14 protein-coding genes and 1 pseudogene are annotated in these 14,043 nt (G+C 55.7%); 9 read left to right on the forward strand and 6 right to left on the reverse strand.

All coding sequences use genetic code 11. From position 1 onward, the window contains the following. Positions 1-11 precede the first annotated feature (11 nt). A complete protein-coding gene (locus JS530_RS08015) occupies positions 12-1,424 on the reverse strand; it encodes a DHA2 family efflux MFS transporter permease subunit (RefSeq protein WP_214376663.1) in 1,413 nt (470 codons plus the stop codon). A gap of 184 nt (positions 1,425-1,608) precedes the next feature. On the opposite strand from JS530_RS08015, the gene JS530_RS08020 reads away from it, so the two are divergent. The 4 genes from JS530_RS08020 (at position 1,609) to JS530_RS08035 (ending at position 5,049) form a co-directional block, all read left to right on the forward strand. Next, positions 1,609-2,154, forward strand: coding sequence for a hypothetical protein (locus JS530_RS08020; protein ID WP_214376664.1), 546 nt, complete (start codon positions 1,609-1,611; stop codon positions 2,152-2,154). A 67-nt stretch (positions 2,155-2,221) separates the two neighbouring features. Beyond that, positions 2,222-3,469: a CynX/NimT family MFS transporter gene (locus JS530_RS08025; protein ID WP_214376665.1), complete on the forward strand. Its 1,248-nt coding sequence runs from the start codon at positions 2,222-2,224 to the stop codon at positions 3,467-3,469. Then, complete coding sequence (locus JS530_RS08030; RefSeq protein ID WP_240541149.1) at positions 3,466-4,353, forward strand: ABC transporter ATP-binding protein; 888 nt, start codon at positions 3,466-3,468, stop codon at positions 4,351-4,353. Before JS530_RS08025 ends, JS530_RS08030 begins: the two co-directional genes overlap by 4 nt. A gap of 435 nt (positions 4,354-4,788) precedes the next feature. Further along, positions 4,789-5,049 (forward strand): hypothetical protein, encoded by a 261-nt coding sequence (locus JS530_RS08035; RefSeq protein WP_214376666.1) that lies wholly within the window; start codon positions 4,789-4,791, stop codon positions 5,047-5,049. A 72-nt stretch (positions 5,050-5,121) separates the two neighbouring features. On the opposite strand, the gene JS530_RS08040 is transcribed toward JS530_RS08035, so the two are convergent. Next, entirely contained in the window at positions 5,122-5,991 is an 870-nt protein-coding gene (locus JS530_RS08040; protein WP_214376667.1) for a hypothetical protein, read from the reverse strand. A 267-nt stretch (positions 5,992-6,258) separates the two neighbouring features. On the opposite strand from JS530_RS08040, the gene JS530_RS08045 reads away from it, so the two are divergent. The 3 genes from JS530_RS08045 to JS530_RS08055 all read left to right on the forward strand — a co-directional run bounded on the left by JS530_RS08045 (position 6,259) and on the right by JS530_RS08055 (position 7,502). After that, on the forward strand, positions 6,259-6,612 hold the full coding sequence (locus JS530_RS08045; RefSeq protein ID WP_214376668.1) for a hypothetical protein: 354 nt from the start codon (positions 6,259-6,261) through the stop codon (positions 6,610-6,612). 141 nt (positions 6,613-6,753) lie between these two features. Beyond that, positions 6,754-7,023 carry a type II toxin-antitoxin system TacA family antitoxin gene (locus tag JS530_RS08050; RefSeq protein ID WP_214376669.1) on the forward strand — a complete coding sequence of 90 codons (270 nt, stop codon included), beginning with the start codon at positions 6,754-6,756 and terminating at the stop codon, positions 7,021-7,023. A 26-nt stretch (positions 7,024-7,049) separates the two neighbouring features. After that, complete coding sequence (locus tag JS530_RS08055; RefSeq protein WP_214376670.1) at positions 7,050-7,502, forward strand: GNAT family N-acetyltransferase; 453 nt, start codon at positions 7,050-7,052, stop codon at positions 7,500-7,502. A gap of 141 nt (positions 7,503-7,643) precedes the next feature. Here JS530_RS08055 and JS530_RS08060 read toward each other — a convergent pair whose 3' ends face one another. Next, positions 7,644-7,991 carry a helix-turn-helix domain-containing protein gene (locus tag JS530_RS08060; RefSeq protein WP_214376671.1) on the reverse strand — a complete coding sequence of 116 codons (348 nt, stop codon included), beginning with the start codon at positions 7,989-7,991 and terminating at the stop codon, positions 7,644-7,646. A 343-nt stretch (positions 7,992-8,334) separates the two neighbouring features. Between JS530_RS08060 and JS530_RS08065 the strand changes: the two genes are divergently transcribed. Continuing rightward, complete coding sequence (locus JS530_RS08065; RefSeq protein ID WP_214376672.1) at positions 8,335-10,590, forward strand: HsdM family class I SAM-dependent methyltransferase; 2,256 nt, start codon at positions 8,335-8,337, stop codon at positions 10,588-10,590. Positions 10,591-10,815: 225 nt separating this feature from the next. On the opposite strand, the gene JS530_RS08070 is transcribed toward JS530_RS08065, so the two are convergent. Further along, positions 10,816-11,511, reverse strand: coding sequence for a hypothetical protein (locus tag JS530_RS08070; protein WP_214376673.1), 696 nt, complete (start codon positions 11,509-11,511; stop codon positions 10,816-10,818). Positions 11,512-11,605: 94 nt separating this feature from the next. On the opposite strand from JS530_RS08070, the gene JS530_RS08075 reads away from it, so the two are divergent. Beyond that, positions 11,606-11,797, forward strand: coding sequence for a hypothetical protein (locus tag JS530_RS08075; RefSeq protein ID WP_214376674.1), 192 nt, complete (start codon positions 11,606-11,608; stop codon positions 11,795-11,797). A 264-nt stretch (positions 11,798-12,061) separates the two neighbouring features. On the opposite strand, the pseudogene JS530_RS11095 reads toward JS530_RS08075, so the two are convergent. Beyond that, positions 12,062-12,209, reverse strand: a pseudogene (locus tag JS530_RS11095) (hypothetical protein); the annotation flags it as partial. A gap of 616 nt (positions 12,210-12,825) precedes the next feature. After that, entirely contained in the window at positions 12,826-14,037 is a 1,212-nt protein-coding gene (locus JS530_RS11100; protein ID WP_425350864.1) for an Lhr family helicase, read from the reverse strand. Between the last annotated feature and the right edge of the window lie 6 nt (positions 14,038-14,043).

Here is a 14,043-nt window from a genome sequence, read left to right on the forward strand (position 1 = left end):
TGTCGGTTCGGTCACTGTCCGACGAGAGTCTGTTTCGTCGTGCCTCGGTGCGTTCGAGTCGCCAGAAGCGCTGTGACGAGGGCGGCCGCGAGGATGACCGCGATGGCGGCGAATGCCAGCGTCGAGCCGAGTATGGATTGCGCGTGCTCGCTGGCGGTGGGCGCGAGGGTGGTGGACAGCGCGGAGATGGATACGATGAGGGCTGTGCCCATCGAGGAGGCGATCTGTCCGACGGTGTTGGTCACGCTTTGCGCGTGCCCGATGTTTTCGTTGTCGAGTGCGTTGATGCCCCAGGTGTTCACCGGGGTCATGGCGAACATGAGTCCCGCGTAGAGCACGGTATAGGCGCATGCCGTGAGGATGACCGAGGCGTCCGCGCCGAGCAGAGCCATGAGCACGCCGCCGATGGTCATGACCGTCAGGCCGGGCAGGGCGACCTTGCGGATGCCGTATTTGTCGAACATGCGGCCTGAGACGATACCGCAGCATGCGCCGATGAGGGCACCGGGAAGCATGGCGAGCCCGCTGGCGGTGGCGGATGCGCCGAGCACGGTCTGGATGAACATCGGCACCATGACGTTGCAACCCATGAGGGCCGCCTGCATGCATGCCACGATGATCACCGAATGCGCGTAGGTGCGGTTGGCGAGGATTCCGACGCGCAGCATCGGTTCCTTCGCCTTGAGCTGTCGGCGCACGAACACGGCCACGAGCAGCACGCCGACGACGATCAGCGAGACGGTGAGCGCCATGTTGCCGGTGGACGTGAACGTGGACAGCCCGTACAGCAGGCATGCCAGACCGACCGAGGAGAGCAGCACGGAGACAAGGTCGAACGCACCCGGCTGGAAGCCGTCGAAGTTACGCAGGTAGACGGCGGCCAACGCGATGACGATCAGCGAGACGGCCGCCATGATGACAAACAGCGTGCGCCAGCCGAACGAGTCGATGATCACGCCGGAGACGGACGGGCCGAGCGCCGGGGCGAAACCGACGACGAGTCCTGTGATGCCCATTGCCGTACCGCGGCTTTCCTTGGGGAACACGAGCAGGATCACCGCGGTGACCATCGGCATGATCGCGCCAGTGCACAGGGCCTGCAGCACCCGGCCGACCATGAGCAAGGGGAAGGTCGACGCGAATGCGGCGACGAGACTGCCGGCCGCGAACAATGAGATGCATCCAATGAACAGTCTGCGGGTGGAGAAGCGCCCCATGAGGAACGCTGCGAGTGGGATGACCATCGCCTCGACCAGAGAATAGCCGCTGGACAGCCACTGAACGGTGGTGGAATCCACCCCGAGGTCCTTCATGATGGACGGCAGCGCCGGCGTAACCACCGACATGTTGAGCACGGCCAGCAATGTGCCCATGAGCAGCACGATGACCATGATCCATTGTTTTCTGTTGATGCCAAGTTTCACAATAACACTCCGATAAGCAATAGATATTGATTATTCAACGAGCATCAATTATTATCGAAACGCAACGGATGACAACCACTGATATGCGACATTTCTCGCTTATTCAACGATTCGCCTGAATCGTCGAACAACACGCGGCTTATGGACGGAGCAGGAATGACGCTACCGGCAGAACGAAAGGAGCATGGTGACCGATCTGCGCATCGTCAAAACCCGCAAGGCAATCCGCGAGGCGTTCCTGCGCCTACGGGCATCAGGAGTTCCGGTCTCGAAGGTCAAGGTCAAGGACATCTGCGACCTTGCGCTCGTCAACCCGAGCACGTTCTACAAGCATTACCTCGACGTATACGACCTCAACGACAAGCTTGAGGACGAGACCATCGACGCGATGCTGGAACATTACCCCGACAAGGACAAGATCCTGTCCGATCCGCCCGCATTCCTCAATGGCTGGAGACCGGCCATCGACAGCCAGATCGACGATCTGCGCGTCCTGTTCGCCGGCCGCTCCGAAGCCATGTTCCGCAAAATCGAATCGATGCTCGTCGAACGTTACTCCGCCCGAGCTGCGAACGAGCGCGAGCGCATCGCCGCCGTCTTCTCCATCGCCGGGGCCCTCCACTCGCTTGGCCTGCTCAAGTTGGAAGGCGGACAAAGCGACGACGAGATCATCGCGGCCGTCGCCGAAAACCTCAACGCCATCGCCGCTCGGATCCCCGACGGACGATAACGAACACCCCCTATACGAATCAACGGCATCATCACACGGATACTCTTTAATCATCTAGCCAATCATCATGGAACAGATAACAGAACAACATCCCATGCCATCGTCGGCATCGCGATTCGCCGCATCGATACTGACCGCGCTGGTCTTCGTCGTCGCGCTGAATCTGCGAGCCCCGCTCACATCCGTCGGCCCGCTGCTGCCACGGATAGGGGCATCCGAACATCTCAACGCGACGATGCAGGGTCTGCTCGGCTCGTTGCCCATCCTCGCGTTCGCCGTCGTCTCCCCGATGGTGCACCGGGCCGCCGAACACCTCGGCATCGAACGCACCGTGCTGGCCGCAATGGCGTTCCTGACGTTCGGCATCGTGATCCGTTCTGCATGTGGCACCATCGGATTGTGGGCCGGCACGCTCGTCATCGGTTGCTCGATCGCGGTGGGCAACGTTCTGGTACCGGCCATAGTCAAACGCGATTACCCCGGTCACACATCACTTGCCACCGGCATATACTCCGCATGCATGACCGGCATGGCCGCGTTCGCCTCGGCCACGACATTGCCCCTGTCCGATGCAATCGGGTGGCAGGGCACGCTCGGCATCTGGGCCATTCCCGCCGGAATCGTCACGCTGCTGTGGCTATGGCGTTCACGGGCGAATGCGCAAAGGACGACCCCGGCTGCGAAGACCGCCGCCGATGCGCAGCCCCGCAGCCGACAAAGTACGGCATCGGAGACCAGACTCCGCGTCTCCATGTGGAAAAGGCCGGAGGCATGGGCCGTCACCCTGTTCATGGGGCTGCAATCTGTGAACTATTACGTGTGCGTCACCTGGCTGCCCACCATCGAGGTCTCCTTCGGCGTGCCCGCCGACCGGACCGGCTGGCATCTGGCGGTCTTCCAGCTCGTCGGTATCGTCATGGGACTGCTCATCCCCGTAATGCTGAAGGGCGACAGCCAGGTCGCCGCCGTTGTCGTCGCCAGCATGCCATTGGCCATCGGTGCGCTCGGACTGGCATTCGCACCGCGGCTCGATCTGCTGTGGATCATCGTCGCCAGCATCGGCTCGGGATGCTCTCTGGTCGTGGCACTCTCATTGATCGGATTGAAGACCTCAACCACCGAGGAGACGACGCAACTGTCGGGCATGGCTCAATGCGTAGGATACCTGCTCGCCGCAGTCGGTCCCACATTGGCCGGAACGATTTACGACATCACCTCGGGATGGCGGACGGTGCTCATCATGCTGGCCATACTAGCCGTCGCACAGACCGCCATCGGCATCATCATCGGACGGAATAAGGAAGCGGGGCGATGACCATGCTCGGCGAAACACCCTACGGCGCAATGGTACTAGCCAGGTCGGTGGGCTACTATCGCAATCGGCGGCTGATCCTTGCCGACGTAAACCTCACCATTGCCACCGGCGGACGATGGGTGCTGTTCGGGCCGAACGGAGTGGGAAAATCCACACTGCTGGAAATGATCGCGATGCGCACCTACCCCAACGTCGGCGAGCTGCGCGTCTTCGGGGACCGAACAGTCGCGGGCTCGGACCCGGAGCGCCGTCGCACCCGCGTGGCCATCGTCTCGGCGGCGTTCGGGCACAACATCGGGTCGGGAATGAACCCGCTCACGGTCGTCGCCTCGGGGATTCCACGAGAAACGAAGGATTCGGCTGACGAGGCATACGAGAAGGCGTACGCGATGATGCGCCGGCTCGGCATCGCATATCTGACCGGCAAACAGTGGCGCAACCTGTCCGAAGGCGAACGCACGAGGGTGATGATCTCCCGCGCGCTTGTCTCGCCAGCGGATCTCCTAATCTTCGATGAACCGACCACCGGCCTTGATCTGGGTGGCCGTGAAACGGTATTGCGAGAACTGTCGGCGCTGGCCTCGCGAGGGGACGAGCGCACGATGCTGCTCGTCACGCATCAGGTGGAGGACATCCCCGCCGGATTCGACCATATCGCGATGATGGGCCGAATGATGGAACACGAGTGCATGACATACCTCGACACGCATCCGCGCATCTACGCCACACTTGACGGCAACACGACACCGGGAACCATCACATTCACCGGGCCACTTGACGAAGGACTTACCGACGAACGTCTCGAATCGATGTTCGGCGTCCCGCTACACGTAGAGCGAACCGGGCAGCGATGGAGAGCCTCGCAACGGCTGTGTTTCGCATGAGCGGTCCGAATGAACGCCTCGTCGCCGGTTCCAGTGCTCCTCAGTCATTATGTCGCATTCGACTGGGGAGCACTGGAACCGATGCGGACACAACCGGGACACAGAGACCGCGGAAAACAACGAAATCAGCAGCAATCAGCGAAATCTCACGAAAAGACGTCAAAACGGCATCATTGCAACGAAAACGCACCTAATGAAGTCCTCAGAAACCAGCGAAGCAACCCTTCAAAATAACAAGGGGGCATACAGTCGCATATCACGAATACTGCGTCACTGTGAGGGAGTGTTCGGCTATGACGCCGCAGCATGCATCGCTCGACAGATAATTCAGCGTTATCCCAATCGAGGATTACTGCAATCAGTCATTAGCAGATACTTGCGCAATTAGTGCCGCATCTATGCCGGCCAAATCCCACCGGAGGAAAGGAGATGACCATGACCATCACAACTGAGCCTCTGTTCGACGGCGGAAGATTCCGTCTCTATGAGAACCGTGTTGAAGAGGATCGCATCGGCTGGCTGGGACGGGTGAAGCGCACGGATGTGACCTATTACAGCGATATCACTGCCACCCGGCTGTCGGGTCGCATGCTTATTCTCACTCGCTCCGGATTGCGGACCAATGTGGTTCTTCAATTCAAGCGCAAGGAGCATGCGCGGCTCGCACTGGATATCATCAACGCCCACCGCGTATAGAATCCACCACGTATAAAACGGGACTCGGTGATTCCGCAGAGCCACGCGCAGACACAACAAGAAGCGCTGCCATCACTCCAATCGCGTCAACGCGTTCTTGATATTGTCCGCCATGGTCTTCTGCTGTGCGGCATTCAGCTTGGTCGACGTGCGCACCACAACGGTTCCAATCACCTCATGCGAGCCTGAATCCAGGAATCCTTGCCCATCGAACGCGGAAAGGTACTTGTCTCGCTTGGCAGCATCTTCCTCGCTCGTATATGATTCCACAGAACCACCGCAATCAGTCCCCTTATCGAGCACACTGCCTTCCATAAACGATTGGTCAACCAACGGCGAGCAGAAGAACACCGCCGCAACATATCCACCCTTTTTATTCAGGTTTTCGTTGGGATCGTTATCCTCGGTCGCAGCCTGAATACCGTCGATGTCCGGCAAACCAGTAAGACGCTGGACGATGAAATCATCCTTAGGCGCATCCACTTGCTGATACTGCTTCTGACTGTCGGCAAGTTTTTTCTGCGCGTCTTCAAGCTTTGCCACAGTCTTGGAGTAGTCAGGGGGTGTCGCATACTTGGCCGCAGCGGCATTGAGCTCATCAGTCTTGGATGGCTTCTCACCAACCTGCACACGCTCCTTCTGAGCCGCAGCAATGGCTGCCTTCAAATCGGCAACGATCTGGTTATCGAGCGGCTTGTTTTTCTTAACGCCCTTGACTGACTTATCCGCCGAGGAAATGACCTTGTCAAAAGCCGTATTGGCTTTCTCAACCTTGGAAACCGCAGCATCGTAAGCCTTGGATGCGGCATCATGCGGCATCCAAGCAAACTTGACATAGCATCCAATGCCGATGACCAAAGCGACTACTACTGCAATCACTACAGCGATAACGGTCTTTCTATTCACCGTTTTCGGAGCATCCGCTTTCGTTGTCGAACTCATATCTTCCTCCCAGCTTCACTGCTATACATCAGCCAAATCCTACTCTCGCGCACTTGGCAGCAACTCAGCCCCGAACTGAATCAGCGGCAGACTCTCGAGCAATCTACGAAAGAGCTGTAAACTAGCACGTGGTTCTATCAAATCGAATTGGTCTAGAGCCGACCAACAACAGTCGTACAGGCTTGCAATAGGAGAACAATCATGACTAGCGGATTCACCGCGCCTTTCTACTAAGCAACTATTGCCTAGTTTGAAAGGAACATCACCATGTCTCGAACATGGAAGGACCGACCATACCGAATCATGGAGGCCGAGGCCGAGCGCGCAGGATATATGCACACTAGACGCTGGCCGCTCCCCCACAACATGTCGGCTACAAGACTTGTACCCGACGTAGCGGCATATGCGTATGCCACCAACCACAACCTGCATATCCCTGCACGCCGCATCCGAGACTATCTCTGGATCGAGGATGATTGGATTCCCGATTACGGAGCCAGCCACCGCGTTCGCGAAGCACTCAATGCCGCAGCCATCGCAGCCAACAACGGCTACGATATGAGCGACTGGGATGATTCCATCGCATATCAGAGACGACGACGCTGGATCATCGGAGAATAATCAATAACCCGCGCTGCGCTCGCAACAAGTCGTTCGCGAGCGCAGCACAAGTCACCAGACAAAGACAAATCACAACAACCAAACCGATAAAGATAATCTGCCATCACAGCATGTACGTATTTTTGACGTACAATTGGATTTATGGCAACAATCACACAGAAATCATCACGTTTGGATATTCGTCTCACCGAAGAGCAACGAGCACTTATCGAGCGGGCAGCTTCACTGACCGGCTCGACGCTCACTCAATGGACCGCACAACACCTCATCGAAGCCGCACGTCGCGATATCGATAAGGAGACAACTTTGCGGCTGAATGACACCTCATTCGACGCTTTCCTGGCGGCGCTGGATGCTCCCACCCCCAACGCCGCCAAGGAACTGATGATGAGGGATCCACAATGGGCTTGACACGCTTCTTTCTGAAACCACGACGTATGGAAGAAGATGACAATATACAAGATTTCTCCTGCGGCATTCCGCTTATCGACGATTGGGCTCACAAGCGAGCCTTGGGCGCGGCAAAGCACGGTACTGCAGTGCCCTATATATCAACCACTGCAGAGGGAGCAATTGCCGGCTTCTATACCCTCAGCGCTTATTCGGTAAACAGAGACAGCGTATTAGGTGGTTGGCTACGTCGTAATACACCCGACCGAATCCCCGCGATTCTTATCGGTATGCTTGGCGTCGACGTGCGATTCCAAGGAGAGGGATTGGGATGGAAACTGCTACAGGATGCCATCATCCGAGCTCACGCCATCAGCCAACAACTTGGCTCACGAGCCATAATCGTTGACCCGTATAATGACAGCGCCCGCTCTTTTTACGAGCATTTTGGATTCAGACCAATCCCCGGCAACGACAGCATGTATCTCAAATTGGCGTAATGTCGGTTGCAGCAGTACGCAAAAACGTGAACGGCAATCAGAAGCGGACCATTCCGGCCATCAGAAGAAAAGTACTGGGATCGGCATGTTTGGAAGAACACCAATCCCAGTACTTTAAGGCCTCATAGAGCTCAATAACCACTAGTTACGCTCTTTGCCAGCATCCTCGCAATCATCAAAGCTGATGGTGAAGGTCTTGCCAAGCGCGGTGCAGTAGTCAGCAAGATAGCCGAGCAGACTAGCCCGGCTAGAACCATCTTCAGCCTTCCACAGCTCTGAGGCCGAGATGCCAGTGCGTTTTGACATCTCTTCCAAGCTGACGCCAGCCTGCTTACGCATAGAGACTAGGAGCTCGCAGATCTGCTGCTGTTGCGCAAGATTCAGGCTTGACAAGGAATCCGACTCTTTGTCTGACCGAGCAGAGACTTTCCTCAACCGTTCAATCTCAGTCTCTGGGTTCTCAGCCTTCTTACTCACGTTATCTGTCATAATCACACCTCAATTCCACTAGGCCTATTAATCGTAAACAACGTCGGCAATCGTCTCGGTTTTGACCATCGGCAGCTCCTCTCTGAACTTGCAATACTGCGTTTAATAAGCACACTGCGACTTAAAACATTAGTTCGAGGTCGGCGCGGCAATACACCGCGCCGACCTTCTTTCTACCCTAAGGAGAGCTTTGTCATGCCCACCAATTCCGAATACTATCACACATTAAACATGCATGTGAACCACATTCACATTTGTTTTATTAGAACTTCAGTTATATACTCACAGTATAACCTGTGAATAGGGTCACACAGAGCACGACAACATAGGAGTCACAGTGGATATGGAACACGACAAGCCCGCAAAGTGGTCATGCACCGAGAACACGCTCTCCTCCGCCGATATTGCCCGTATGGCCGGCGTACGCCCATCCGCAGTATCGAACTGGCGCAATCGAGAAAACAAGAACTTTCCAAAGCCCGTGGACTCCAAAGACGGTCGCCCTCTGTTCGACTACGACGAGGTGGCAGCATGGCTCACCAGCAATAACATCGCATTCGAAGACACTCGCATGGAACAGGCTGCCTGGTCGTTCTTCGACCGCTGGCGCAATCAGGCTGACCCAATGGCAATGATGTCACTGCTCCTGTGGGCTCTTTGCGTTCGCAGTACAGCCAACAGCTTCCATTGCGAAGCCGAATGGCAAGCATTTCTTTCCAAAGTCGACGCCGAGCAATCATATACAGATGCATGCCAGCAACTGGTCAGCACATTGCTGAATGCATACGATGGCAGTTCCACCTCAGCAACTCGCCTTGCCCTAACGCCACCGTCCGAAATCGAACAGCTGCAACCAAACGAATTAGCTGAGCTGCTTCATTTCGCAAACAATCTCTTCGCCCTCGGCGCCGACAAAATGAATCAGCTCGTATCGATGATGCTTGAACGCACCATCATCAGCCAAGGACGCATGAACGGCGAATTCGGATGCCCGAAATCACGCGTATCGGTTTTGCTAGCCAAACTTGCCGCTGCGCACATCAACAAACATGAATCAGGCAAACAATCCATCATCGCGTACGATCCCGCATGCGGCATCCTTGAAAGTCTGCTTCAACTGGGCAGCATCATAGGAAAAGACGCCAACGCGCAGCAGCCTGCAGTCGGAGATAATCAACAAAGCAATAGCGAGCGCATCATCAAATTCCATTGCGCCGATATCAACATTCGTACATCGACCATTGCCGCACGCCGCTTCCTCCTTGCCGATCTCACAGGCATTGCGCTCGATATCCATACGCAAGACTGCCTTGTACAGGATCCTTCTCCTCGCACGAGAGCGGATGTCGTTGTATTGGAGACACCGTTCGCCCTGAGATGGGAGCCGAATGACATGGATCTGCGTTGGCGATATGGCATGCCCTCGAAAAACGATTCAGCATTGGCGTGGGTGCAGGATGCGCTCGCACATCTTTCCGACGTCGGACGCGCATTTGTCGTAACCTCTGGAGGCCCATTGTTCAGGACGGGTTCCGAGACCGATGTGCGTCGTGCTCTCGTTGCCGCAGGATGCGTAGAGTCGATTATTGCGTTGCCTTCCAATCTGTATGTCAATACGGCAATTCCTACGTTCCTCTGGGTGCTGACTCCTCCGAACAAGACCCGCGATACGGTGAGCATGGTCAGCATGACTGTGGAAAGCGATGCGTATGGTGTGCAGGATAAGCCAATCGAATGGATGGAACAGACACTGGAATGGTTCGCGCATGGTTCTTTGCTTCCCACGCGTCCTCTTATAGCGCGAACCGTTCGCTCGATTGAATTGTTAGGCGATCCACAGGTCACGTTGTTGCCATCGCAATGGCTTGACGCTGACAAACAGAACCCGGACGAGATCGAACTTACTTATACGCAGCAGCAGAATGTTCTGACGCCTATGAACGTTCTGGCATCCAAGGCGTTTGAGACTTTACGACAGTTTGACGCACAGGGTTTGGATTGCCGCGATATCACCACTGTCCGCTTGGGAAGCATCGCCACGATAAAGCAAGGCGACTATAAGCCAGAGCGCAAGTCGGGATACGCGTTGCACGAACAAGTTATGCCGGAAGATGTGGTCACTCCAGACGATGTGAGCGCTCATCAACTGCGAGAATTGGATTCAACACAGGATTTTGCCGAAAGCAGCAGAATGACTGCCAAGAACGACATTCTGCTGATCTCCGGCGAACTTGCTAAAGCTGTGGTGGATGAGTCCGGTGGCCGCCGCGTGCATAAGAATGTGCACATCGTCAAACTGATGGATGAGGAGCGCTGGAATCCACAATATGTGGCGTTGATGGCAGAAGGTACTTGGAACCGCGACCGGCAGACACCTTCCATATTTGTTAAAGGCATTCGCCCGGCTCAACTGGAGATTCCCGCATTGCCTTTGGATCAGCAAAACCGTGTAGTCGCCTATGCGCACGCCGTAGAAACATTGCGGCAGAGCGCGGAACTGTACCGTACTCAGCTCAGTACGGTGACTAGCGCCATTCGATACGGTGCAGCTATCGGCATGAATACCCGCGAACAGTCAAGGAGCGATCAGGAACAATGAAGCGTTCACTACTGTACGCGATACCGCTGCCTGTGATTATCGGCCGCTATGAACTTCACTGACGAGGAAATCAGTCAAGCCATTAAGGATTGCTATGCGCGGAATGCTGCACGAGGCCGCATGACACTGCAAGAAGACATCAAGAAAGCCGATTAATTACTTGGTTCCCTGCTATCTCAGCCCTGTAGTATTCCGGCAACTCATAGCGCGCAATGTGCGCAACCACTACGCCAAAGAGGCCACGGCTTCGTACATGTTTTGCACGCCCGACGAATCCGGTTGCAGCACGGTGAGGAATCGCACATGATTGCCTGCAACCGGCACGATGCCTCCCATCGATGGGCAGGAATCAGCCACCGCCCTGGTCAACGCCGATTCGACCATGGACGGCAGCCCCTCATCCAACGCGATCACCAATGCGGTGAGGTTCTCATGCTTCACCGCATCATATCGCGAACCATCAAAGTTTTCGTTGTAGTCCAGCAGATAGATGCGCACATGATGACCGTACAAGGTGCGATCCATGAGCATGCGGATCGACCGGTCATACGCACGATTGAACGGCTCGGCATCGCGCGGCACCGGCACCTGCATAGGCGCAACCACATCCTCCAAACCGTCCGGCCCTCCGGTGACCGTCACCTGACCGCCAAATCGTTGATTGGTGGTCACTGAAGAACTCGCACCCTTGAGAAAACTCGTATATGCGGCACCGCAGCCTTCGGCGATCGCACGAGCCTTGGCATCCGTCCAGCTGATTGCTTTCTCACCGAACGTACCGGCGATGTACGCGGTGGCGACCGGCGCAGCACTGCTGCCATCCTTCGGCTTGCGAAGCGCCGCAATCACACCCGCAACCGCACAGCCCACACAAAGCACCAGGCCAACAATCGTAATAACCCACACAAAAGTCGTGCTCATCCCTTATCACCGTTTCCCTTCCCTTGGCCCAACAACCACGGCGATCACTCGATTCAATCAGTTCAACATGAACAGGTCATTTATAATGATACCCATGAGAATTCCCAAGATTTCTACTTTGTATATGATTACGGCTGCGCTCAACGCAGTATCGGCAATCCTCGAGTGCGTGCAGGCAAAGCCAAATCCTTCACGTGTCATGATGCGAATTTCACTGACTCTATCTTGGGCCATCATCACCGCTCTCCAGCTACAAAATGAGCAGGAAGCGGAGATTACCGAATAAGCATACTCAGCCACAAACTCTGCTTTTATGAGTTCTTTCCTGAATCGTTCGCAATGCTGCGCACATCATTCAGGAAAGAGTTCAATCGTTTTGCGCGTTTGCGATTATCGCAGAAACGGCATTCCCAATATGAAAGAACCGCCCAGCCCTCATCAATTAATCGCTGGCGTTCCTCAACCATTTGCCACCATTCCTCAATATGGGTTTCCTGCCACATGCGCTGCGATTCAGGTGGCAGCGCCTTGCGACGGCACTCCTGCCGATCATGCCACAGACAAGAATCCACGAATACCATGATGCGGTATTTCGGCAGCACAATATCTGGCGTGCCAGGATACCGCGAATCATACTTTCTAAATCGAAAACCATTACGGAATAATACGGATCTCAGTTGTCTGAGCGACGGCTCCATATATGATGATTTTTCCGCCGTACATGAGCTCTGCGAACCAGCCACCTGTTTGGCATAGAACAATTCGATATCCTGATCATCCGAATAATAACGAAATGATGCAGTAATGGAATCATCCACAAAGTTCATAATCATCCGAACGGTTTGCTTCGCTTCTTCCTGCGATGCAGCCTTCCCGTACGCGTCAAATTCAGGAATCGTGTATATCCAATCCTCACCAATATGCTCAATGAAAACAGAAACACCTTTAAGATTCGCTGATGTGATATTCGTTTGAACTGCTGGCTTACTCTTTTTGCGATAATAAGACTTCCCGCCATACCCCGGTTTCGACGTCAGATGGTATCCATGACATTGCGGGCAAAGATAATACCGCTTCTCATCCTTGTTTCGCGTTCGTCCGCGTCGCTGGCGCTGAGTACTGGCCAAAGCAATCTTCGCATCCAATTCAGTACGGAAACGAACTTTTCCACATGCGCGCGAGGTATTGGAGGACTTGTTGCGCGCCCATTCTTGTTGCCGTTGTTGGAATACGCGAGACTTTTGTTTCGGCGTTCTAATGCCCATTGACACCTCCTGCAACATTGAAAGCCAGCGTCGGTCGATTATCGCCACACTAGTATAGCCGCATGCCTTGGGGAACGGGGACGAAGCCGGCTTGGTGAAGCGTGCGGGCGAATGGGTGGCGGGCATTCAATGGCTCACCGTTGATATCACTGAACGTTACCGTCGCCGACCCACTTCCAGCAGCGACAGCCCCGGTACTCGCACGCTGCAGTGCATAGGCCAGTTCCGCAGCGGCTTTGCGCATCATGGCATCGGCTGGAATATTGGCACCAGTGGTTTCATCGTCAATGGCATCGGCTTGAGACTGCGTTTCGAACGCCGTCAGATGCTTGGATTTCACCGTGGCGTACAGCAATGGTCCGCGCACACTCAACACCACGAGCGAGCCGGCACGGCGCGTCGGCTTGGTGGCTTCAGCGCTCACTTGAGGCCAACTGATGGCTGCGCCGCTCAGGTTCGCGGGATCCAATACGCTCAGCGCCACCACGGTTTGCTCGCGACTCTCCAGCGGGTGACGCAACGCATCCACGGTCTCACGCTCCGCGAATTGAGCCGCTCCGAAACCACGCACAAACATGCCTCGCACCAGTCGGCCGTGCTCCTCCATACGCTTGAGCAGCGGATACAATGCAGAGAATCCTCCCGGCACTTTTTCCTGATCGATCAACGGTTGCGCGATAACGCCATAGCGGTCAAGCAATACCTCCACCAAAGCGAGCGCCTGCTGCGCTTGCATGGACTGCGCAGTTTCCGATGCCTGAGCATTGGCATCATCATCGGTCGGATCGGCGGCCGTCAACGACCATAATCCCGACAGTGTCATGTCCGTGGTTGCGCGGCGAATCGGCGCGACCCTTCCCCGCCGTCTCGAAACCGTGGCTTTACGCCGGCTATTCTGCCCACCGACACTTGCCGCCAACGCTCGTACAGGCGCAAAGCTGGAATTGGTGACTTTGCCTTGCCACACGAGACTCCAAAGCGCATCCTTGAACTGTTGTTCGCTCCACTCCTGAGGGATGATTTCGCCGGTTTCCGGATTGATATCCGGTTCCGCGGTCTCATTCCAGATACGCTTGGCAGCGTCCATCAACTGGCGCGCATGGAAAGCGCCGCCCGCCGAGAGCGCCGCAAGAATAGCTTGCGGCATGGTGGCTGATTCGCCGCCATCGGCATTGATGCCGCCAATGCCGCTGGTACCACCATTGCCATGACCGGCATTGTTGTGGTCACTGGCACTATTGCCCTCCAAAGCATCTGCCATGGAATC

The organism is Bifidobacterium colobi, assembly GCF_018555455.1.
Classification (GTDB): Bacteria; Actinomycetota; Actinomycetes; order Actinomycetales; family Bifidobacteriaceae; genus Bifidobacterium; species Bifidobacterium colobi.

What these genes read in the sequence shown, in the direction of transcription:
- JS530_RS08020 (WP_214376664.1), top strand. Translation starts at nt 1,609, where the DNA reads ATGGTGACCGATCTGCGCATCGTCAAAACCCGCAAGGCAATCCGCGAG.
- JS530_RS08025 (WP_214376665.1), top strand. Translation starts at nt 2,222, where the DNA reads ATGGAACAGATAACAGAACAACATCCCATGCCATCGTCGGCATCGCGA.
- JS530_RS08030 (WP_240541149.1), top strand. Translation starts at nt 3,466, where the DNA reads ATGACCATGCTCGGCGAAACACCCTACGGCGCAATGGTACTAGCCAGG.
- JS530_RS08035 (WP_214376666.1), top strand. Translation starts at nt 4,789, where the DNA reads ATGACCATCACAACTGAGCCTCTGTTCGACGGCGGAAGATTCCGTCTC.
- JS530_RS08040 (WP_214376667.1), bottom strand. Translation starts at nt 5,991, where the DNA reads ATGAGTTCGACAACGAAAGCGGATGCTCCGAAAACGGTGAATAGAAAG.
- JS530_RS08045 (WP_214376668.1), top strand. Translation starts at nt 6,259, where the DNA reads ATGTCTCGAACATGGAAGGACCGACCATACCGAATCATGGAGGCCGAG.
- JS530_RS08050 (WP_214376669.1), top strand. Translation starts at nt 6,754, where the DNA reads ATGGCAACAATCACACAGAAATCATCACGTTTGGATATTCGTCTCACC.
- JS530_RS08055 (WP_214376670.1), top strand. Translation starts at nt 7,050, where the DNA reads ATGGAAGAAGATGACAATATACAAGATTTCTCCTGCGGCATTCCGCTT.
- JS530_RS08060 (WP_214376671.1), bottom strand. Translation starts at nt 7,991, where the DNA reads ATGACAGATAACGTGAGTAAGAAGGCTGAGAACCCAGAGACTGAGATT.
- JS530_RS08065 (WP_214376672.1), top strand. Translation starts at nt 8,335, where the DNA reads ATGGAACACGACAAGCCCGCAAAGTGGTCATGCACCGAGAACACGCTC.
- JS530_RS08070 (WP_214376673.1), bottom strand. Translation starts at nt 11,511, where the DNA reads ATGAGCACGACTTTTGTGTGGGTTATTACGATTGTTGGCCTGGTGCTT.
- JS530_RS08075 (WP_214376674.1), top strand. Translation starts at nt 11,606, where the DNA reads ATGAGAATTCCCAAGATTTCTACTTTGTATATGATTACGGCTGCGCTC.
- JS530_RS11100 (WP_425350864.1), bottom strand. Translation starts at nt 14,037, where the DNA reads ATGGCAGATGCTTTGGAGGGCAATAGTGCCAGTGACCACAACAATGCC.